Source organism: Gelria sp. Kuro-4, from assembly GCF_019668485.1.
GTDB lineage: Bacteria > Bacillota > DTU030 > DUMP01 > DUMP01 > DUMP01.
Genome location: NZ_AP024619.1, coordinates 1,394,891 through 1,415,279, shown reverse-complemented (window position 1 = coordinate 1,415,279; position 20,389 = coordinate 1,394,891). Strand labels below are relative to the sequence as shown.

Sequence of the window (20,389 nt, the reverse complement as noted above, 5' to 3'; positions counted from 1 at the left end):
GCGGAGAAACATGCGCGCTGCGCGTTACTGGGGAAAAGAAGATATTCGCGTAGAGGACGTCCCGGTGCCGGAGATCGGCCCCGGTGAGGCTTTGATCAAGGTCGGGTATGCCGGCATCTGTGGGAGCGACATGTGGATTTACAGCGGAACGCATCCACGGGCTAAGGCACCCCTCATCATGAGTCACGAATTCGCCGGCGAGATCGCTGCGCTCTCCGGTGAGGACAACCGCGGGTTTAAGGTGGGGGACCACGTGACCGTGAATCCGCTCCTCTACTGCGGTCGTTGCCTCCCTTGCCGCAGCGGCCGGCACCACGTTTGTAAGAAGCTGGGACTGAGCGGCATCGACGCCGACGGCGGCTTTGCCGAATACGTCAAGGTGGGTATCAACCAACTCGTCAAGCTGCCCCCCGACCTGCCGCTCGACACCGCCGCCCTTACGGAGCCTGCAGCTGTCACTGTGCATGCCGTCCACCGCGGCGGGGTCAAGGTGGGTGATCAGGTGGTAGTCCTCGGCGGCGGGCCCATCGGGTATCTGGTGGCGGTGAGCGCGCGGGCCGCCGGGGCCGCCCAGGTGATTGTCTCCGAGCCGAGCGACCTTAGGCGTAACCTTGCCGCCCGACACGGCTTCACTGTGGTAGACGGCGGATCAGGCACCAAAGATGCCGTCCTGACGCTCACGGGCGGCGATGGAGCCGATGTTGTGTTCGATGCCGCCGGCGTTCCGGCCACCGCTGCCCTGGCCACCGAAATTGTGCGCGTAAGCGGCCGCGTGGTAGTGGTGGGCGTCTTTAAGCACCCGGCACCGGTGGACCTCCTGGCAGTGAACTTCAACGAACTCGAGATTGTCGGCACGCGGGTGTATACAGATCAAGCCTTCGAGGCCGCGGCCCGGCTGGTGGCGAGCTCGCCGGACGTGGCGGCGGTAATCTCCCACCGTCTTCCCTTAAGCGAAGCACCACAGGCCATGCGCGTAGCCCGCGAGGCCAAGGACGCCATGAAGATCCTGATTCATCCTTGAGTACTGTCTTGGTGACGAAAAAGGTACCGGCAACAGCGCCTCGCATTCTCGCAGGATTGCTTATCCCTTGTCCTTTCGACGGAAAAGGTTCCAGCCTTTCTAGCCGTCGGCCCGGAGCGCCCGGGCCATGACGGCGACCGGCGCGGGTTTGCCCGTCCACAGTTCGAAGGCGAGCACGCCCTGGTACAGTAGGAGCACCAGCCCATCTAGGGTGCGCAGGCCGTGCCGGGCAGCCGTACGCAGGAGATTTGTCGCAAGCGGCTCGTACACGGCGTCGCACACCACCACCGCGCGCTTGAGCTCCCGCCAGGGCAGGTCGGCGGCAAAATCCGGCTCGCCCAGCATCCCGGCGCGGGTGCCGTTTACGATAACGTCGGCTTCGGAAAGGAGCGGTGCCCACGCCTGCGGTTCCCAGGGCACGGCCAGCGTTTCGCACCCTGTCGCCCGGGTGACGTGGGCCGCCAGCTCCTCAGCCCGTCCCACGGTGCGGTTGGCGATGGCCAGGGAAGCCGCCCCCGCCGCCCCGAGCTCCAGTGCCAGGGCGCGGGCCACGCCTCCCGCGCCGAACAGGAAGACGCGGCGCCCGCGCACCTCAAGCTGTCCCTCTTGGCGTAGGGCACGGATGAACCCCCGCCCGTCCGTGTTCTCCCCGATCAGCCTGTCGCCCTGCCGCACAATGGTGTTCACCGCGCCGATGCGGCGTGCGCCGGGCGCCACTTCATCCAGGTAGGGTATTACAGCCGCCTTGTGCGGCATGGTGACGTTGGCGCCCTGGAAACCCAGGGCGCGCAGGCCCGCAACGGCCGCCCCCACGTTTGCCGCCTTCACCGGCAGAGCTATGTACACCCAGTCCAGTCCCAGGGCGCGGAAGGCTGCGTTCTGCATGAGCGGGGAGCGCGAGTGCTCCACCGGATCGCCGATAAGAGCCACCACTTTCGTCTTTCCCGAGATGTCTGCCTGCCTTTCCTCCATGCCCAACCCCTCTTTCCCCTCGACCCGGGCTCTTCGGTCAGGTAAAATAAAGGTAAGCAAGCCCGGCGTTCGTTTTCCCTAGTATACCACGGTAATGAAGAGGGCGGAAGGCACCGGGAAAACCGGGCCGCCTCAGCCCAAGAGGTTACACTATACAAGGGGAAGGAGGATGGAGCCGTGGCTGAAACCATCCTGCACGTGGACATGAACGCCTTTTTCGCCGCCTGCCACCAGGCAGCCGACCCCGGCCTGCGCGGCCGCCCGCTGCTCGTGAGCGGCGACCCCGAGGCGCGCCACGGCATCATCCTTACCGCCTCCTACGAGGCGCGCCCCTTCGGCGTAAAGACCGCCATGCCCACCGGCGAGGCGCTGCGCCTCTGCCCCCAGGCCACGGTGGTCCGGCCTGACTTTAAGCTCTACTCCTCCTATTCCCGGCGCGTGATGGCCATCCTTTCCTCTTACACCCCGCTGGTAGAGCAGTTCTCCATCGACGAGGCCTGGCTGGACGTGGCCGGGTGCGAAAGCCTTTTCGGCCCGCCCATGGCCGTTGCCCGGGAAATCAAGGCCCGCATCAAGGCGGAACTCGGCCTCACCTGCTCCATCGGCATTGCGCCCACCAAGATCCTGGCCAAGATGGCCTCCGACCTGGAAAAGCCGGACGGCCTGGTGCTCATAAGTATGGCCGACGTCCCGGCACGCATCTGGCCGCTTCCAGTAGAGGCGCTCTTTGGCGTCGGCCCGCAGACGGCGGCCGCCCTGAGAAAGCTGGGCATCCGCACCATCGGCCAGCTGGCCCGCTACCCGCGTGCCAGCCTCAAGGCGCGTTTTGGCGTCTACGGCGAGTATCTGGCGGAACTCGCCCAAGGCCGGGACGGGAGCCGGGTGCAGCCGGAGGGCGAAGGGGTAAAGTCCGTGGGCAACTCCATCACCCTACCCCACGACACTGCCGACCCGGAGGAGATTGAAACCGTCCTTCTCGCCCTGGCGGAAGAGGTGGGTACCCGCCTGCGCCGCCGGGCCCTGGCCGGGCGCACCGTCACCGTCAGCGTGAAAACCCCGGAGTTCAAGCTGCACACGCGCTCAGCCACCTACCCGGATGCAACCGCGCTCACGGAGGCCATCTACGCCCGCGCCCGGGAGGTTTTCCGCCGGCATTTTGTGGGGCGCACCGTACGCCTGGTGGGCCTGAGCGTGGGCAACCTTGTCCCGCCCGAAGCTCCCGCCCAACTGGACCTCTTTACCGCCCCGGAGACAGAGAAGCGCGCCCGCCTGGCCCAAACCGTGGACCGGCTGCGCGCTCGTTTTGGGGAGGACGCCCTGGTGCGCGCCCGCCTCCTCAAAGGGCCGCGGCTCTCGAAGAAGTAAGGCTGCTACTTCTCTTCGCTCAGTAGCTTCACGGTGCTCTTAAACTCTGTGAGGGAACTGGAAGTCCAGCCCAGGCGCTGGTCGCGGATTTTCCCCTTCCTGTCGACGAAGAAGCTGGCCGGGATGCCGTCCACCTCGTAAGTGCGGAAGATGTCCAGCTTCTTATCCCAAACAACCGTCGCCTCCAGCTTGGTACGGCCGAAGAAAGCCCTTAGGTCCCGTTCGCTACCCGCAGCGATGATGTAAAAGTCCAGTCCCTGCTCTTTCAGTTTAGGAAGTTCCGGCTGCAACTGCAGCACCTCGCGCACGCAGAAGCTTCAGCCGGGGGAGAAGAAGCTGAGGACCGCCACCCGGCCGGCGGACGCCGAGGGGAAAGAGATTTCATCTCCCGTGGTCAGTTCCTCACCCCTAAAGGCCAGGGCCTCCACGCCCACCGCCGGCTGGGGCGGGCTTACCGGAGCCTCTGCCGCGGGTTGCTCTACCGGCGCGGGGGCGGGTGTGGTCACCTCCGGCGGCTGCAAACCTGCACCTTGCCCCCCCGGTTTCCAGGGTACCCGGCAGCCGGCAAGAACAAGGGCGAGAAGCAGGGCGAGAGCGCCGGTGCAAATGAGTTTGGCTCGCCAGTGCATTATTTCACGCCTCCTTCGCGGCTGGAGTAAAGGCAGGGGCCTTTGCCCCGCTGCCAAAGGTGAGGGCCTGGGTTGGACAGGCCTGGGTGCACTCCAGGCAGCGCACGCAGGCAGAGGGGTTGGAATCGCGGTGTGGCTTGAGCCCGGCCGGGCAACGCCGGGCACAGGCGCCGCAGGAAGTGCAGCGGGCACCGTCCACCTGGAGCCGGAAGAGGCTCACCCGGTTGAAGAGACCGTAAAAAGCGCCCAAAGGACAGAGGGTGCGGCAGAAGGGCCGCCAGACGAACACAGCGGCTGCCACCAGCACCGCCAAGATACCCACTTTGAGAAAGAACAAAGGCCCCACCAACGCGGCCAGCTCTGTGCGCCGGCCGACGAGCGGTAGCCCGGCTTCCAGGGTGCCGGCGGGGCAGACGTATTTGCAGTAGTATGGTTCAGCCAGCCCCACGGCATCCCGCCAATAGAAGGGCAGCAACACCGTAAGAAGCAGTACCGGCCATTTGAGGTATTCCAGGACACGCGGTAAGGCCCAGCGGCGTGGGCTCAGGCGGTGCAGGAGCTCTTGAATGAAACCAAACGGGCAGAGCCAGCCGCAAACGAAGCGGCCTCCGGCCGCCCCCACGGCCGTCAAGAAACCCAGCACATAAAGCGAAGCGGTGTGGCTGAAGCCGGCCGCCAGGGACTGGAAAGAGCCCACGGGGCAGGCACCCAGCGCCCCCGGGCAGGAATAGCAGTTGAGAAAGGGAGCGCAGACCGACTTTAGGCGGCCCTGGTAGATCCGCCCCTCAATAAACCCGGGCAGGTTGGCGTTGGCCAGGAGGGCGGAAAGAGCCTGTACGAGGCGACGGCGCACGCTTTCACCTCCTAACCGATCCCGATGCACTCGAGGCACAGGCTGGCCGCCTTCTCGAACACGGCTTCCGCTTCGCCCCGGAGTAGGCCCAGAGCAACGAGGACGACCCCGGCTGTGAGCAGTGCCAGGCCAAGGCGATTGCGCCGGAACATGGCTTCTCGCTCCTTGTATGTGTTTCGCTTATGCTATATACTATATTCGCTAGAACTTCTCCGTATCCTTCTTTCCGCACCCTTGTGAAGGCATAAGCCTGTCCATATTCGCCAGACTAAACTTATGCTGGAGGTGCATACCCTATGCCTGGCTACCCGTACAGCGATGAACAGCTGCGCAGCCTGATCGCCCGCGCCCGCACCATCGCCGTGGTGGGGCTTTCGGCCGCCGAGCACAAGGCCAGCTATCAGGTGGCCGCCTATCTTAAGGCCCACGGCTTCTGGATTATCCCGGTAAACCCCACCCTCGACTCCGTGCTAGCTGAAAAGGCCTACCCCTCGCTGGACGACGTGCCGGAACCCGTGGACATTGTCGATGTCTTCCGGCCCGGCGAAACCATCCTCCCCATCGTCCAGGCCGCCCTGCGCCGCAAGTTCCCGGTGCTCTGGCTGCAGCTCGGCATTCACAACCAGGAAGCTGAAAACCTGGCCCGCACCGCCGGCCTAACCGTAGTAACCGATCGCTGCCTGATGATAGAGCACCGGCGGCTTTTCAGCTAAAGAGCCGCGAGCACTTGCCGGATCTTCGCCGCCACATCTGCATCGCCGCCCGGCAGCGCCGCGCGGCCGCCCAGTTGGGCCACCTCCGGCGACCCACCGCCCCGCACGCCCAGCACCGCCCCTAACCGGGTGGCGGCAGCGCGGGCATCAAAGCCTGGATCGGCGCCGCGCGCGATAACGACGCTAAAGCGGGGTTCGCGCGCAAAGAGCACCACCGGCGTCCCCCGGGCTGCGGCCGCAGCGCGGGCGAGGTACCGGAGCTCGTCCACCGCCCTTCCAGCCAGGGCGCGCACCAGGATCCCGCCCGGCTCTTCCTGCGCCAGCGCCTTGGCTTCAAGATCAAGCAGGGCCCGCCGCAGCTCCTGAGCTTCTTTTTCGCCTTTTTCCGCCCGAGCCGCGAGCGCCTCTATGCCGGTCGCCACCTCCGCCGGCGGCCGCTTGAGCGCCTGGGCCGCGGCAAGGAGTGCCGTCTCTTTGTCCCGGTAGTCCGCGAGGGCCCGCCAGCCGCAGCGGAAGATCACCCGGGTGCCGCCGTGCGCCCGGGTTATTTCATTTATCTTGATGAGCCCGATCCTCCCCGTGGCGGTGACGTGGGTTCCGCCACAGGCACAGGCATCAAAAGCGCCGATGTGAACCACGCGTATCTTGGCCACCGGCTTGGGGATGCGCCGGCGTACCCCTTCCGGCAGCTCGTCCGGCAGGTACTCGCGCGCCGTCACCGGTAGGTCCTGAAAGACTACCTCGTTCGCCAGCCGTTCGACCCGTTCCACCTGTTCCGCGCTCGGCTCTGCCACATCCAGGTCAATGCTCACGTAATCGGCCCCCAGGTGAAAGCCCGTGGTGTGCGCGCCTAGCACGGTAAGAAACGCCTGCGACAGCACGTGCTGCCCGCTGTGCTGCTGCATGTGGTCGAAGCGCCGCTCCCAGTCGATGCGGCCGCGCACGCAGGCGCCGGGCACGAACGGCACCTGCCGTCTGGTTCCCGCCTCAGGCGCGGCCGGCAGCGCTGCCACGTGTACAATGGCGCCGTCTTCTTCGTGCACCTCTTTCACCGTGTACTGTACGCCCTCACCTTCCAGCTCCAGCACGCCGGTGTCCGCGGGTTGACCGCCACCCTCTGGGTAAAACAAGGTGCGGTCCAGGACCAGGCCCCAGCTTGGGTCATCCGCTTCACGGCTTTGTGAGGCCGTGCCAGGCGACGGAACTACACGCTTGATGGTTGCGGTGAATTCCGCTTTATTTGGCTCTTGCCAGTAAAGACGCTCGGTCACAGTATGTTTACCCTCTTTCTTCGGGAAAGTCCGCTAAAGCCCCCTGTCAACCCTGCACTAAGCTTCGCCGCCCGCGGGGCAACCTCCTCTTTCGCCCCGCCCAAGCAGCAAAAGACCTCCGGCCGGTACAGCAGCCGGAGGTCTTCACCAGTTTCGTCATTTTATCAGGTAATAGCAGTACTCCACGTCACCTGGCGGCAGCTTGCTCAGTGATGTCGCCAGTTCCTCGGCCCGCCCGGCGGCATCGGCATCATAGTCGTGCCAAGCCGTCTTCAGCACCACCCGCGAAGCGTGGGACTCGGGGTTCTTCTGTACGAAATCCACTATCTCCTGGATCATCTCGCTCTGGGAAATCTCCACCGCCGGCACCTCCCTGGCGCTAGTTTGTCGCGCCCGCCTTGATTTATACCCCAGGTACCCGCCTTCTGGGATTATATTCATAATTTACCAAATACCTACATAGGTGTATAATGTTAACTGATGATGAAAATCGCGCCACGGGGAGCTTGGTGTGAACACCTGGAGCCGGCCCCGCGCTCTTAAGGCGGGCGTGACCCTCATTCCCTTACGGGGGAGGGCGGCCGCCCTCCTGGGCGCCCGCATCGACCACAACCCGGCCAGCCAGGTCATCAGCACTATGCCGCGCCAGGAGATGGCGCCCGGACCGGAGGCTTCACGGCCCGCAGCCTGAAGGGGGGATGTGGAAAAGACTTGAGCGACCGGTCGGTGTTGCCAAGAGCATCCACGAAAGGAGTGCGCTTTCATGGCGAGCAAGCACAGGCTGGGAACGGCTCTCGTTGCAACCCTCTTGGTGTTGGTCCTCATCGCCCCACCCGCCCTGGCCGACTGCACCACAGTGCTTGTGGGAAGCAAGGCCACGATAGACGGCTCGCTTCTGGTCGGCCACAACGAGGACAACGGCGGTCGCATCGTCATGCCCCAGTACTATGTACCCCGTATGAAGCACGAGCCCGGCGAGGTGATCCGCTTTGAAAACGGCGGCACCACCCCCCAGGTGCCGGAAACCTGGGCCTTCCTCTGGTCGCAGACACCGGGCGGCTCCTTCAGCGACTTCTTCGTCAACGAGTGGGGCGTGGTGGTCTGCAGCGACAACTGCGGTCCTACCAGGGAAGACACGTATGAAGACCTCGTCGCACGCGGCGATATCACCGACGGCGGCATCGGTTACCACATCCGACGGATTGTAGCCGAACGCGCCCGCACCGCCCGCGAAGGCGTGGAAATCGCAGCCAAGCTGGTGGAAGAGTTCGGCTACATTGCGCCCGGCCGCTCCTACCACATCGCCGATGGCAAGGAGGCCTGGGTGCTCCACCTGGTCCGCGGCAAACACTACGCAGCCCAGCGGGTACCCGATGACATGGCCGTCGTCATTCCCAACCATTATGTCATCCGCGAAGTTAACCTCAAGGACAAGAAGAACTTCATCGCTTCCCCCGATATCATCGACTACGCCATCGAGCGCGGCTGGTACGACCCGAAGAGCGGCAAACCCTTTGATTTTGCCGAGGCCTACTCCGCTCCCGCCCAGGGTAAGGCGCTGGAACGCGGCTACGACACCCGCCAGTGGATCGGCCAGAAGCTGCTCACTGGCAAAACGCCCGAGGGTCCCCTCCCCTTCGCGGTCAAACCTGCTGAGAAAGTCGGCGTCCGTGACGTAATGAACATCCTGCGCAACCACTACGAGGGCACGCCCTACGACAAAACCGATGGCTACAAGACTTCGCCGCACTGGACGGACGAACGCGTCATCTGCACCAGCACCACGCGCGAAAGCTCCGTGACGCAGCTAAGAGATAACGTACCGGCCGCTCTCAAGGCTGTCTGCTGGCGCACCAGCGGTCGCCCGGACACCAGCCCCTATGTACCCTGGTACCTGGGCATCACCGCCGTGCCTGAAGGCCACTTCTGGGCCGAGCCCACTGTCGGTGGCTCCCTCCAGTTCAAGCCGCACGCCGCCCTTTATGATTACGACCGCACCAAGGCCTGGTGGACATTCCAGGATCTCGAAAACATCGTCGATGCCCAGTACGGTTCCGTCATCGGCACGGTACAAAAAACCTGGCAGGATTTCGAGGAAGAGGCCCTGGCCAAACAAGCGGAAGTGGAAAAGGAAGCCTGCCGCCTCTTGGCGAAGGACGAAGCCGCCGGCCGCGCCTACCTCACCCAGTACACCAACAGCCTGGCCCAAAAGGCCTGGCAGCAAGCCAAGGAACTCATCGGCGAACTCCCCACAATGAAAGTTGACATCCCGCGTGAAGCCGTGCGCCTGAGCGAGACCGGCACGCTGCAGGTGAATATCATCAGCTCCGGTGAACTTTCTGCCAAGAACATCGACCCCGCCACGCTCACCCTCGGCCCTGCCTACCGCAACCCCAACACCTGGGTACCGGCCAAGAGCAGCGCCCTCAAAGACGTCAACGGTGACGGCGACCCCGACCTCACCCTCACCTTCGAGCTCCCACCCCTCCTTAAACTCATTTCCCCCGCCTGCTACACCGACCTCTGGCTCCACGGCAGCACCAGAGCCGGCGCGCCCATCGTCGGACGCGATCTGGTGAACTTCCTGGAGTGATGCCGCTCGCCGGTACCGCCACGCACAGCAGAGCAAAATGGGGCGACCCCTGCGACTGCAAAGCTCCCGGCTTCACGCTACCGCCGGGAGCTTTCCTGTCGACTGGTCACCTCCGCCTGAACGGGCTGCCTGGGAAAACGCGCCTCATAAGAAGCTCTTTAACACCGCCGCTCAATCGGGTTGGGACTCAATCGGGTTGGTAGTGGGCCGACGCCAACTCCCACAGACCGAGCTTCTCCAATATGGGCCTGGGCGTCAACATGCTGACTTGAAGTCCGCTTCGCAAAGCGCGTAACTGTGGGGTGCCCCCAACAGGAAACTCCCCAAATTAGCCCTTCCCCACTCAACCACGCAGCGAAGAGGGCTGACAACGGTAGGCTGCTACGCCAGCCGGTACCGGGCCAGTATCGCTTCATCCAGCTCTATCCCTAAACCTGGTCCGCCGGGCAGTGCCACTTGGCCGGTGGGGCCTATGCGCAAGCGGCCGCCGATTAGTTCCTCCCGCAATGGGTTGGGATTGCAGTCGTATTCCAGCCAGCGCCCGTTCGGAATGGAAGCGATGAAGTGCAGGTTGGCAGCCAGACTGACCCCGGTCGAAAAGACATGCGGCACACACGGGAGGTTCCAGGCGGCCGCCAGGGCCGCGATCCGTCGGCACTCGGTGATGCCGCCCGCCCACGTGACATCCGGCTGGACAATGCCCACCGCTTTGGCGCAGATGAGGTTGCGGAAGGCAAAGCGCGTGCTCTCCTGCTCAAAGCCGGCTATGGGAATGCGCGTGCCGGCAGCGATGCGCGCGCACCCCTCGACATCGTCCGGACACACAGGTTCCTCAATCCAGGTGATGTTGAACTCTTCCAGATCATGCGCCGCCCTTTGTGCCGTGGGTACATCCCAGTTGCTGTTGGCATCCACCATCAGCGGAACATGCGGGCCGATCGCCCGGCGCACAGCTCGAACCCGCTCCAGGTCTTCCTCCCAGGCAAGGCTCCCGACCTTGATTTTCGCCGCCGTAAATCCTTGTTGCAGACAGCCTGCCACTTCCTGGGCCAGTTCTATCGGACCCTTACCGTCGCTGTAAAAGCCCCCGCTTGCGTAAGCCGGAATGCTCTCAGCGTACCCGCCCAAGACCTTATAGAGCGCCAGCCCAGTTGCCTTGCCGACAATGTCCCAGACGGCGATGTCTACGCCGCTCAGCGCCGCGATTACAGCACCCCGCCGGCCGTGCTGGATGGTACCCCGGTAACTGGCATCCCACAGTCTTTCTACGCAAAAGGGGTCTTGCCCCAAGTAGTAGGGAGCGATTTCTTTTTCTACCAGGGTGGCGGTTGTCTCCCAAGGACCGCCAAAGCAGGCGGATTCGCCCACACCTACCAGGCCTGCATCTGTTTCCACTCTCACCAGTACCGCCGTGCGCGCAGCAATATAGTGCTGGGCATCCCAGATCGGTTTGACCAGGGGGTAGGAAACAGGAATGGCTTTGACGCCGGTTATCTTCATGGTATACCCCCTCTCATCCGCCCAACCCGAGCAGGCGCGGCAGAAACAATGTAATGCCGGGGAAGATCGTCACCAAAGCGAGCGCCACCAAAAGCGCACCCATCCAGGGCATCAGGGCCCGGGTCAACCGGTCTATCGGCAGGCCGCCAATACGGGACATGACAAAGAGTACCAGGCCGAAGGGCGGGGTGAGAACACCGATCATCAGGTTGAGCACCATGATGATCCCGAAGTGGATGGGGTTTATCCCCGTAGACTGAAGAAGCGGCAGGATGATCGGCATAAGAATAGTTATCGCGGAAATGGTCTCCATGAAGCAGCCCACTATAAACAAGAAAACATTCAAGATCAGCAGCATGACGAGCGGAGAATGGATTGAAGCCGTAAAGGCATTAAGAACCATCTGGGGAATCTGCGCACGGATGATAACGTTACCGTAAAGCGTGGCCGTCGCCAGGATAAGCCCGATGGCCGCACTGTCCCGCACAGTTTCGCGCAGGACTTGGTGTAGCTTGGGCCACGTCATCTCCCTGTACACAAACGTTGAGAGGAAGAAGGCGTATACCACCACTACGACCGCAGCCTCTGTGGGGGTGAAGAGGCCGCTGTAGATGCCGCCGATGATGATGACAGGGGTGACTGCAGGCAGGATACCGCCCTTAAGCGCTTCCCAAAGCTGCCCTGCTGTGGGAAAGGGATCACGAGGATAGTGTTTCTTCAGAGCATAATACGCGACGACGCACATCATAATCGCCGCCATGAGCAGGCCGGGAATGATGCCGCCGATAAAAAGCGCCCCAACCGAAGTCGAAGCCATCATCCCATAGATCACCATCGGCAGGCTGGGCGGAATGATCGGACCGATGGTGGAAGCGGTGGCGGTAACTGCACAGGCAAACTCCGTATCGAAGCCGCTCTGACGCATGGCCTGAATCACAATAGGTCCCAGGCCCGAAGCATCTGAGACGGCCGTGCCCGACATGCCGGCAAAGATAACGTTGGCCACGACCACCACGTGGCCCAAGCTGCCCGGCAGAAAACCCACCAGCGTACGCGCCAGCCGAAACAGACGCGTAGTGATTCCGCCCACGTTCATCAGTTTACCCGCCAGGAGAAAAAGCGGCACGGCCAGAATAGTGAAGGTGTTGACCCCGGCGAACATCATCTGAGGAATAGAGCCCAGCCGGACACTGCCCCACTGTAAATACATGAGAATGACTGACGTTATCCCCAGACTGAAGGCTACCGGGACCCCAACCAAGAATAGGAACACCAATACGGCAATAAACACAATTCCGATCATCTGTTCTCACCCCCAGAGCTGAGGGTGTTGTGGTTCTTGCCGCGGCCTAGTCTAACGATATCCCTTATTGTATACCCAAGCATCAGAATGCCGCCCAGAAGTACGGCAAAATAAGCATAGGTCATTTTAAACCAAGGCAGGGATGCCGCTGTTACTTGGGCATTAACCTTGAAGGTGATCACGCTGCCCCAAATAACCAATAACAGAAAAGCAGCAACCACAGTACCAAAAACAATACCCATAGTGCGTCGCACGGTGCTGGGCAAGCGATCCACGAGGACGTCAATAACGATGTGGCTCCGCTCTTTCAGGGCAAGAACAGCCCCCAGAAAGGTAATGTACACAAAGGCAAAGCGGGCCATTTCCTCGGTCCAGGGCGCAGCAAAGCCAATGAAACGAAACACCACCTGCAATGCCACCAGAACCACCAACAGAATAAGAATCAACACCGTTAAGCCGTCCAGGAGTTTTTCTAGAATCCTCACCGGCGCATTCATCCGATACCCTCCCTGGGAGGGCAGTAAGCACGAACCCTACCGCCCTCCCCGTGTTTGGCAGCCCTATTTCGAGTACTGCATGACCTCATCGTACGTGGTGGCGGTCCAGGTGCTCTTGAACATGTCATCCAGCATCGGCTTCGCTGCAGCTTGGAAAGCGGCCAGGTCGGGTTGGATCTCCTGCATACCATGGTCAGTCAGTTCTTTTAAGAACTCTTGGGCCTTCTCTTGAGCCAACTGGTCGGCGTAGAGCATGGCCTCTTTGGCTGAGCTCGTGATGATCTCCTGCTGCTCTTTCGGGAGAGAATCCAGGAAGGACTTGCTGATATACAGCCAGCAGGGTTCGTACACGTGTTGGGTCTGCACGATGTACTTTTGCACCTCATAGAGCTTGAAGGTTGCCAGTTGCTCGTACGGTCCTTCGGAAGCATCGACCACCTTGGTCTGGAGCGCCCCGTACAGCTCCGGAAGCGCGACCGGCGTCGGCATCGCCCCAAGCCCTTTCCACGCCGCCACCCAGGAAGCTACCTCCGGCAGGCGGAGCTTAAGACCTTTCAGCTCATCCGGCTTCTTAAATGCTTTGTTCGAGGTGGTGTTGCGAATGCCGCGGTAGTTCACCGCCAGCATGTGCACATTCTTTTTATCCAGGTCTTGGATCATTTTTTGACCTAGATCTCCCTCGAGAATAGCCCGCAGGTGGTCCCAGCTTTTGATCAAGTAAGGGGCGGTGATGAACATGTACTGCGGGGCAAACTGGTCAACACCTTGAATCCCGCCCAAGATCATTTGGAGTTCGTTTCCGGAAAGAGCATTGAAGGTATCTTTCTCTGAACCGAGAGCCCCGTTGGTGAACAGGTTGACCTTAATCGCACCGTTACTTCTTTGCTCCACCAGCTCTTTAAACTTGGCCGCTCCCATTGTGGGTGGGGCCTTCGCGTCATAAATAGTAGCCAGGTCGATCTTGACCGGAGCTTTGGAGCCGGTGTCCGTGTTCCCTTGTCCGTTACCGCCCCCGGCGCAGCCCGCTAGAACCAAGCTGAGGACTAGTAGCAACGCCCCTACGGTGAGCCGCGTTTTTTTCATCCAAAGTACCTCCCCTGCTTTTTTACTCTATCCTGGATACGCTCTCTAACGTACACGCAACTTCCCGGCCTCACCCCCCCCAACCACGGGTCTTCCCCATCACTGCACCAGATACCGTGAGATGACCTCGCGCCTAATCCTGATACCCAGTCCCGGTCCTTGCGGCACCGCTACGCAGCCCTGTTGAGCCACGAAGGGTTCTTCTACCAGATCGTTCCGGAACGGGTGCAGCGAGCGGTCAAACTCCAGAAGGGGCTCGTTAGGATAAATCGAAAGCGGATTGGGTGGTAACGTTGCCAGAAGCTGCAATGCTGCCGCTAAACCGACAGCAGTTCCCCACACGTGGGGGTTGTAGGACACGCCCCAGGCGCTGGCCATGGCTGAGATGCGCCGACATTCGGTGAAGCCGCCGGCCTGACAGGTGTTAGGTTGAATAATGTCCACCGCCCGCCGCGCAATCCACTCCTTGAAGCCGATGCGAGTAAACTCGTTTTCCCCAGAGGCCAGCGGGATGGGGGAGACGCGCTTGAGCTCCTGGTAGCCGTCAATGTCCTCCGGTTGGATGGGTTCTTCAAACCAGGTGATGTCGTAGGGAGCCAGAGCCTGTGCAAGTCGCCGGGCATCAGCCAGGTTGTAGCCGTGGTTGGCATCGACCATGAGCAGCGGCTCCGGCCCTATGGCTTCACGTACGGCGGCTACGTTCTGAATGTCCGCTTTCAACCCCAGCCCGATCTTAAGCTTCATGCCCGAAAACCCGGCCGCAATGTGTCCCAACGCCTCTTCACGCCAGGGACCGCGCAGGTCCGTCCCCTCACCACGGCGGTAGAACCCAGTGGCATAGGCTTTAACGCAGGTCCGATACGCACCGCCCAGAGCTTTGTACACCGGCACACCGTGCACCTGCCCGATGATGTCCCAAAGGGCGATATCCACACTGCTGATGCCACCAATTACGGCACCTTTTTGCCCATAGTCCTTGGTTTGGTTGTACATAAGGTCCCACAAAACCTCAACATCGAGCGGATCTCTGCCCAGAAGGAGCGGCTTTAGGGCGTGCTCCACCACAGCAGCGGCGATCTGCGGAGGCTGCAATCCTTGACAAAGAGCCTCACCCCACCCGCTTACCCCATCATCAGTAACGACCTCGGTAAGCATCGCTGAACGGGCCCGCACCCAACCCTGCGAAAAAGCGAAAGGTTCTGCCAAGGGCGCCGAAAGAACATAGGTCTTCACGTCCGCGATTTTCATTTACTCACCCGCCTTACTGAACAAGGTATTTGTTGACTACGTCCAAGTTAAGTTCAATCCCCAGTCCAGGGCGCTCCGGCACTAAGAGCTCACCGCCCACACGCTCAATTGGTTCCAGCGCCAGTTCATCCCGGAGTGGGTTCTCATCCAAGGTCAGTTCAATAATGGGTATATTGGGCATGGCGGCTGCCAGATGCAGGTTCGCGGCCAGCGACACCGCCGCCGCCGAGAAATGCGGAATGCAGGACATTTTCCAGGCCGAGGCCAGCACAGCTATGTTCCGCGTTTCCGTAAGCCCGCCCGCCCAGATGGCATCCGTTTGCACAATGTCAACCGCGCGCCGCGTAATGAAATCCCTGAGCGCAAAGCGGGTAAGTTCTGTTTCATAGCCGGCAATCGGGATGTCTGTGGTTTCAGCCAGCCGGACGCTGTCCTCTAGGCAGTCCCCGGAAAGCGGCTCCTCGAAGAAGTAGAGATCGAACGGCTCAAGCAGCCGGGCCATGCGCACAGCCGCGTTTAGGTCGTAGGCGTTGTTCGCATCCACGGCCAGCTTCATCTCCGGTCCCACAGCCTCGCGCACCGCCTGCACCCGCGCCACATCTTCCTGCCAAGAGGCGGCGCCGATCTTCATCTTCATGGCCCCGAAACCCAATTCCTTGTACGTCCGCGCTTCGCGGGCCAGCTCAGCCAAGCCTTTCCCCGGCATATAGTACCCGCCGCTGGCATAGGCAGGAACGCGGTTGCAGCTCCCCCCGAGCAGCTTGTACACCGGTGTGCCCGTCGCTTTACCGACGATGTCCCAGAGAGCGATGTCCACCGCACTCAAGACCGCCATCACAATACCGCGCCGCCCATACCGATAGGTGAAATGGTAGACCTTCTCCCAAAGGCGGGCTGTAGCGAAGGGATCCTCGCCGACGACGAGGGGAGCCACCGTCTCTTCTAAAATCGTTTCCATAGAATGCAGCGAACCCAGGGCAAAGCCTTCACCTATGCCGGTGATTCCTTCGTCCGTCTCTATCTGAACGAGGAAGACATCCCGGCTGGCTATGGGCGCCAGCCCGTCAGCCAACCCCTTCTCTGGTGTATAACGGAGCTTGACCGGTTTAATCCTCCGGATTCTCATTGCGAATCCTCCTTTTTGCTGTCTCTCGATGTGGTAACGTTTGCAGACCGGGGTAGAAAAGACCTTCCCATCAGTTCCTCACCCTTGGTAGCCACAGCTTCTCCGTATGATCAGCTTAGGTTCCAAGACTATCTGTTCCACCTCACCCTGTCCAGGTTTCTCGATCTTCTTGATCAAAAGTTCAGCCCCCATGGCCCCCATTTTGTAACGTGGCACCGCTACCGTGGTGAGCTCGACACCTTGAATGGACGACCAAAGGATATCATCAAACCCTCCCAAGGCCACGTCGGCCGGTATGCGTAGACCAATCTCACATACGTATTGCCGCGCTCCCAAAGCCATAAAGTCGTTTCCAGCGATCAGTGCCGTCGGCCGCGGGCTAAGAGCAAGCAGCTTTTGTGCGGCCCGATATCCCCCTTCAAACTGCAGGTTTCCTTTTTCCACCAACTGCGGTTCCAGCTCTATCCCCGCATCAGCCAGCGCTTGTCTAAAGCCGGCAAACTTTTCTGAGCTTCCGGTTGACTCATCTTTACCGAAAATGTACCCCAAGCGCCGATGACCGAGCTTAATAAAGTGGTTTGTCAACTGATAGGCCGCCAGACGGTCATTGACAATTACACAATCCGTTTCTACCCCTGGCAGTCGCCGCCCCAGCAACACAACTGGGAAACCTTCGGCCTTGAGCCTAAAGATGGTGGTATTTGTCGTGTAGGCACCTCCGTGGATGATGCCGTCCACCTGGCGCTCGAGCAACGTTTTCACCTCGGCCTCACCGGTCTCCGAGTACCCGCTCACGAGTATGATGCTGTATCCCCGCTTAGTTGCTACCCTTTCCACGCCGCTGATGATCTCTGAGTAAAAGGGGTTCTCTATTTCAGGGATAATGAGACCAATCGTGTTGCTTTTTCTGCGCACCAGGCTGCGCGCCAGGGCGTTGGGTCGGTAACCCAGCGCCGCTGCTGCTGCACGGATTCTTTCCATGGTTTCGGACTTCACATAGCCCTTGTTTCCCAGCGCACGCGAGACCGTCGAAGGCGAAACGCCTGCCGCCGCCGCGATTTCCTTGATGGTCACCTGCATACCCGCCACTCCACTCTGCAAACGTTACCATATTCTTCGCTATAACGTATTCGCCATTGCTCCCCGTTTTTCCTTCTGGTCACTAATCTTTTTTTCTGCCGACCTGTTACCGTAAAGGAAGCATCAGCTTTAGCGATCCAACTGCCGGTTTTGGTTGCAGATCTCTCTGTAGATGGATTCCCGTATGCAGGAAAACCCACGCCTGTTGGCTAATCTCCCTGTTAGCTGATCACTTGGGCGGCACGCACCGAGCACCGTGATCAAGCCAAGCGTTGCGGGAGGTTTGCGCTGTGAAGTTCTGTGTCATCGACTGCGGCACCAGTACAACGCGCGTCCTGATAGGGGAAGGCGGAATGGTTCTGGCCAAGGCCGCGCTCCCGGTAGGTGTACGCAGTACGGCCATCAGGGGTGACAACGCTGAGCTCAAGGGGGCCATAGCCAAGTGTTGGCGGCAGGCGCTCGCCGCGGCCAAAGTGAGCCCGAACAAGATCGACGCCGTGCTGGCCAGCGGGATGATAACCTCCAACCTGGGTTTGGTAGAACTGCCCCACCTCACCGCACCCGTCGGACTGGCCGACCTCCGGAGGCATCTCGTGGAGCGTCTCTTCCCCGACGTGCTCCCGCTTCCCATCCATTTCGTGCGCGGGGTCAAAAACTGCGTGCAGGAAAATGCACCAGACGGTTTCGCCCTGGCCGACTTCATGCGGGGAGAAGAAACCCAGGCGCTGGGGCTTCTACACCTGCCGGCTGCAGAAGCTCCGTTTTCTTATGTCAGTCTAGGTTCACACACGAAGATCATCGGTGTGGACAGGGAAGGGCGGATTGTCGGCAGCGTCACCACTTTGTGCGGCGAGCTTTTTGCCGCCCTGCGCGAGCGCACCGCCATCGGCGCCTCTCTACCACAGGGCGCGAGCATAGGACCGGAAGACCTCAACCTGCAACTGGCCGAACGAGGCTTCGAAACCGTTCAAAACTACGGCCTGACGCGCGCCTTGTTCGTCCCGCGCTTGCTCGACATCTTGTTTGACACCACTCCCAGCGACCGTCTGAGCTTCGTGGAGGGTGCCCTCACAGCCGCCGATTTTGCATGCTTTCCCTTGGCCCGCAAGCTTGGTCTCCCCCTGGAGCGGTTGCTCATTGCCGGACACCCACTCCGCACGAGCCTCTTCACCGCTCTTCTTCCTCGCCTGCCCGACCCCCATCCTGATGTGCAGTTCATTGATCCATCCACCCTGGACCACGCCCTTCTCGCCGCCGCCGCGGCCCTTACCGGCGCAAAATAAGCACAACCCCTGGGCCTACGCTCAGCGCCCAGGGGTTGTGTCATCTGACAGTATTCTTTGTCGCAGTGCCTGCTCTGCTCAGCGCTGCACGCGTCCGGAGGCGTCGCCCTTGGCCAGAAGCTCCACCTCGTCCACGGTAACCAGGTTGAAGTCGCCGTGAATGCTGTGCTTGAGGCAGGAGGCGGCCGCCGCAAAGTCCACCGCCGCTTGGGGGCCTCTGCCGGAAAGGAGGGCGTAGATGAGGCCGCTCCCGAAGGAGTCGCCGCCGCCCACGCGGTCGATGATGGGGCTGATCTCATAGCGGCGGGAGCGGTAGAACTCTTTCCCGTCATAAAGCAGGCCGGACCAACCGTTGTGCGAAGCCGAGAAGCTTTCGCGCAGCGTCACCGCCACGTATTTAAAGCCGAAGCGCTCCACCAGTTGCCGGATGACGTCGTGATAGCCTTCTTCGCTGAGCTTACCGGAGGTGATGTCCGTACCCTGCGCCTTGATGCCGAAGACCTTCTCTGCATCCTCCTCGTTGGCTATGCAGAGGTCCACGTACTTGACCACCTCGGACATCACCTTGTTCGCCTGCTCCGGCGTCCAGAGGTTCTTGCGGTAGTTAAGATCGGTGCTTACGGTAACGCCCATTTCCTTCGCCGTGCGCACGGCAGCGATGGTGGCCGCGGCCGCGGCTGCGCTCAAAGCCGGGGTTATGCCGGTGACGTGAAACCAGGCCGCGTCCTTCAAGATGGTCGGCCAGTCGAAGTCTTCCGGCCTGGCCTCAGCGATGGCGGAGCCGGCGCGGTCATAGACAATCTTGGAGGGCCGCTGCGCGGCGCCTGTTTCCTGGAAATAGATGCCCAGGCGCCCGCCGCCCCGTACGACGTAATCTGTTTTCACCCCGAAGCGGCGCAGATGGTTCACAGCCGCCTGGCCGATGGCGTTGTTCGGGACTTTCGTTACGTAATAGGCGTCAAGGCCGTAGTTCGCCAGGGCCACGGCCACGTTGGCCTCCGCCCCGCCGTACACGGCTTCAAAGCTCTCCGCTTGGATGAACCGCTGGTGGTTCGGCGGCGTCAGCCTAAGCAGGATCTCCCCGAAGGTGACGACTTTCTTCGCCATACTGCTTCCCCCCTACTCCCCGCGCGCAGCCTTGATGCGCGCGATGAACTCGCGGGCGGTAGACGTAACCGCCTCGTAATCGCCCGTCTTGGCACCCTTGGTGAGTTCGCCGCCGACGCCCACGGCCACCACCCCGGCCTTGATCCAGTCGGTCACGTTTTCCAGACTTACGCCGCCCGTCGGGCAGAAGGGCACGTGCGGCAACGGCCCCCGGATGGCCTTGATGGCCGCCGGACCACCCAGGCTGCCGGGGAAGAACTTGATGATGTCTCCGCCCAGTTCCATGGCGTGCACGATTTCGGTGATGGTATAAGTACCCGGCATGACAATCTTACCGTAGCGGTGCACCAGTCTAATCGTTTCCTCGTTCAGGTTCGGGCAGACGATGAACTCCGCCCCCGCCAAGAGGCAGGCCCGGGCCGTTTCGGGGTCCAGCACCGTGCCGGCACCAACCAGGATCTCTTTCTTCGGGTAGGCTTTAACCAGCTCCTTGATCACGTCCACGGCACCCGGTACCGTCATGGTGATTTCGATGGCCTCGATGCCGCCGGCTTTACAGGCTTCGGCAATCTTCAGCGCCTGCTCGGCGCTCTCCGCCCGTACCACGGCGATGAGGCCGCAGTCCACGATACGCTTCAGGTTCTCCAGCTTCTCAAACATAGCTTTACCCTCCTTATGGCCGATCACTCTCTGCCGACTCATACCCTCACCAGTGCTCTTTTCCGGCGCCTCACTCCTTTCCTCG

Annotated in this window: 22 protein-coding genes; 6 read left to right on the top strand and 16 right to left on the bottom strand. The window is 61.3% G+C overall.

The genetic code is table 11. The features are described from left to right. The first annotated feature begins 10 nt into the window (after nt 1-10). Nucleotides 11-1,021 (top strand): zinc-binding dehydrogenase, encoded by a 1,011-nt coding sequence (locus tag K5554_RS07055; RefSeq protein ID WP_221040436.1) that lies wholly within the window; start codon nt 11-13, stop codon nt 1,019-1,021. Between the two features lie 99 nt (nt 1,022-1,120). On the opposite strand, the gene K5554_RS07050 is transcribed toward K5554_RS07055, so the two are convergent. Further along, entirely contained in the window at nt 1,121-1,993 is an 873-nt protein-coding gene (locus tag K5554_RS07050) for a shikimate dehydrogenase (RefSeq protein ID WP_221040435.1), read from the bottom strand. A gap of 177 nt (nt 1,994-2,170) precedes the next feature. On the opposite strand from K5554_RS07050, the gene dinB reads away from it, so the two are divergent. Further along, nucleotides 2,171-3,358, top strand: a complete 1,188-nt coding sequence (gene dinB / locus K5554_RS07045; protein ID WP_255565552.1) for a DNA polymerase IV — start codon at nt 2,171-2,173, stop codon at nt 3,356-3,358. A gap of 5 nt (nt 3,359-3,363) precedes the next feature. On the opposite strand, the gene K5554_RS07040 is transcribed toward dinB, so the two are convergent. The 4 genes from K5554_RS07040 to K5554_RS07025 are packed head-to-tail and all read right to left on the bottom strand — an operon-like array spanning nt 3,364 to nt 4,992. Next, entirely contained in the window at nt 3,364-3,666 is a 303-nt protein-coding gene (locus K5554_RS07040) for a redoxin domain-containing protein (RefSeq protein WP_305038874.1), read from the bottom strand. Between the two features lie 9 nt (nt 3,667-3,675). Then, complete coding sequence (locus K5554_RS07035) at nt 3,676-3,987, bottom strand: hypothetical protein (RefSeq protein WP_221040433.1); 312 nt, start codon at nt 3,985-3,987, stop codon at nt 3,676-3,678. A gap of 4 nt (nt 3,988-3,991) precedes the next feature. Beyond that, entirely contained in the window at nt 3,992-4,840 is an 849-nt protein-coding gene (locus K5554_RS07030) for a 4Fe-4S binding protein (RefSeq protein WP_221040432.1), read from the bottom strand. Between the two features lie 11 nt (nt 4,841-4,851). Then, nucleotides 4,852-4,992 carry a CD1871A family CXXC motif-containing protein gene (locus K5554_RS07025; protein ID WP_221040431.1) on the bottom strand — a complete coding sequence of 47 codons (141 nt, stop codon included), beginning with the start codon at nt 4,990-4,992 and terminating at the stop codon, nt 4,852-4,854. A gap of 144 nt (nt 4,993-5,136) precedes the next feature. Between K5554_RS07025 and K5554_RS07020 the strand changes: the two genes are divergently transcribed. Continuing rightward, nucleotides 5,137-5,553 (top strand): CoA-binding protein, encoded by a 417-nt coding sequence (locus K5554_RS07020; RefSeq protein WP_221040430.1) that lies wholly within the window; start codon nt 5,137-5,139, stop codon nt 5,551-5,553. Here the strand turns inward: K5554_RS07020 and K5554_RS07015 are convergent. Next, entirely contained in the window at nt 5,550-6,824 is a 1,275-nt protein-coding gene (locus K5554_RS07015) for an alanine--tRNA ligase-related protein (RefSeq protein ID WP_221040429.1), read from the bottom strand. The two genes, K5554_RS07020 and K5554_RS07015, sit on opposite strands and share 4 nt — an antisense overlap. 156 nt (nt 6,825-6,980) lie before the next feature. After that, nucleotides 6,981-7,184: a hypothetical protein gene (locus tag K5554_RS07010; RefSeq protein ID WP_221040428.1), complete on the bottom strand. Its 204-nt coding sequence runs from the start codon at nt 7,182-7,184 to the stop codon at nt 6,981-6,983. Nucleotides 7,185-7,335: 151 nt separating this feature from the next. On the opposite strand from K5554_RS07010, the gene K5554_RS07005 reads away from it, so the two are divergent. Together K5554_RS07005 and K5554_RS07000 are read left to right on the top strand one after the other, a co-directional pair. Next, nucleotides 7,336-7,515: a hypothetical protein gene (locus tag K5554_RS07005; RefSeq protein WP_221040427.1), complete on the top strand. Its 180-nt coding sequence runs from the start codon at nt 7,336-7,338 to the stop codon at nt 7,513-7,515. Between the two features lie 72 nt (nt 7,516-7,587). Continuing rightward, on the top strand, nt 7,588-9,417 hold the full coding sequence (locus K5554_RS07000; protein WP_221040426.1) for a dipeptidase: 1,830 nt from the start codon (nt 7,588-7,590) through the stop codon (nt 9,415-9,417). 381 nt (nt 9,418-9,798) lie between these two features. On the opposite strand, the gene K5554_RS06995 is transcribed toward K5554_RS07000, so the two are convergent. The 7 genes from K5554_RS06995 to K5554_RS06965 form a co-directional block, all read right to left on the bottom strand. Continuing rightward, complete coding sequence (locus K5554_RS06995; RefSeq protein WP_221040425.1) at nt 9,799-10,917, bottom strand: mandelate racemase/muconate lactonizing enzyme family protein; 1,119 nt, start codon at nt 10,915-10,917, stop codon at nt 9,799-9,801. Nucleotides 10,918-10,930: 13 nt separating this feature from the next. After that, a complete protein-coding gene (locus K5554_RS06990; RefSeq protein ID WP_221040424.1) occupies nt 10,931-12,220 on the bottom strand; it encodes a TRAP transporter large permease in 1,290 nt (429 codons plus the stop codon). Beyond that, complete coding sequence (locus K5554_RS06985) at nt 12,217-12,717, bottom strand: TRAP transporter small permease (protein ID WP_221040423.1); 501 nt, start codon at nt 12,715-12,717, stop codon at nt 12,217-12,219. Before K5554_RS06985 ends, K5554_RS06990 begins: the two co-directional genes overlap by 4 nt. 63 nt (nt 12,718-12,780) lie before the next feature. Then, nucleotides 12,781-13,800, bottom strand: a complete 1,020-nt coding sequence (locus tag K5554_RS06980) for a TRAP transporter substrate-binding protein (RefSeq protein ID WP_221040422.1) — start codon at nt 13,798-13,800, stop codon at nt 12,781-12,783. A 99-nt stretch (nt 13,801-13,899) separates the two neighbouring features. After that, entirely contained in the window at nt 13,900-15,048 is a 1,149-nt protein-coding gene (locus tag K5554_RS06975) for a mandelate racemase/muconate lactonizing enzyme family protein (RefSeq protein ID WP_221040421.1), read from the bottom strand. Between the two features lie 13 nt (nt 15,049-15,061). Next, nucleotides 15,062-16,174 carry a mandelate racemase/muconate lactonizing enzyme family protein gene (locus tag K5554_RS06970; RefSeq protein ID WP_221040420.1) on the bottom strand — a complete coding sequence of 371 codons (1,113 nt, stop codon included), beginning with the start codon at nt 16,172-16,174 and terminating at the stop codon, nt 15,062-15,064. 78 nt (nt 16,175-16,252) lie between these two features. Beyond that, entirely contained in the window at nt 16,253-17,254 is a 1,002-nt protein-coding gene (locus K5554_RS06965) for a LacI family DNA-binding transcriptional regulator (protein ID WP_221040419.1), read from the bottom strand. Nucleotides 17,255-17,544: 290 nt separating this feature from the next. Between K5554_RS06965 and K5554_RS06960 the strand changes: the two genes are divergently transcribed. Further along, nucleotides 17,545-18,537: a 2-dehydro-3-deoxygalactonokinase gene (locus K5554_RS06960; protein WP_221040418.1), complete on the top strand. Its 993-nt coding sequence runs from the start codon at nt 17,545-17,547 to the stop codon at nt 18,535-18,537. 78 nt (nt 18,538-18,615) lie between these two features. On the opposite strand, the gene K5554_RS06955 is transcribed toward K5554_RS06960, so the two are convergent. Continuing rightward, nucleotides 18,616-19,644 (bottom strand): sugar kinase, encoded by a 1,029-nt coding sequence (locus K5554_RS06955; protein WP_221040417.1) that lies wholly within the window; start codon nt 19,642-19,644, stop codon nt 18,616-18,618. 12 nt (nt 19,645-19,656) lie between these two features. Then, the gene (locus K5554_RS06950) at nt 19,657-20,304 is read right to left on the bottom strand and encodes a bifunctional 2-keto-4-hydroxyglutarate aldolase/2-keto-3-deoxy-6-phosphogluconate aldolase (RefSeq protein WP_221040416.1); all 648 of its coding nucleotides are present in this window, start codon (nt 20,302-20,304) and stop codon (nt 19,657-19,659) included. Between the last annotated feature and the right edge of the window lie 85 nt (nt 20,305-20,389).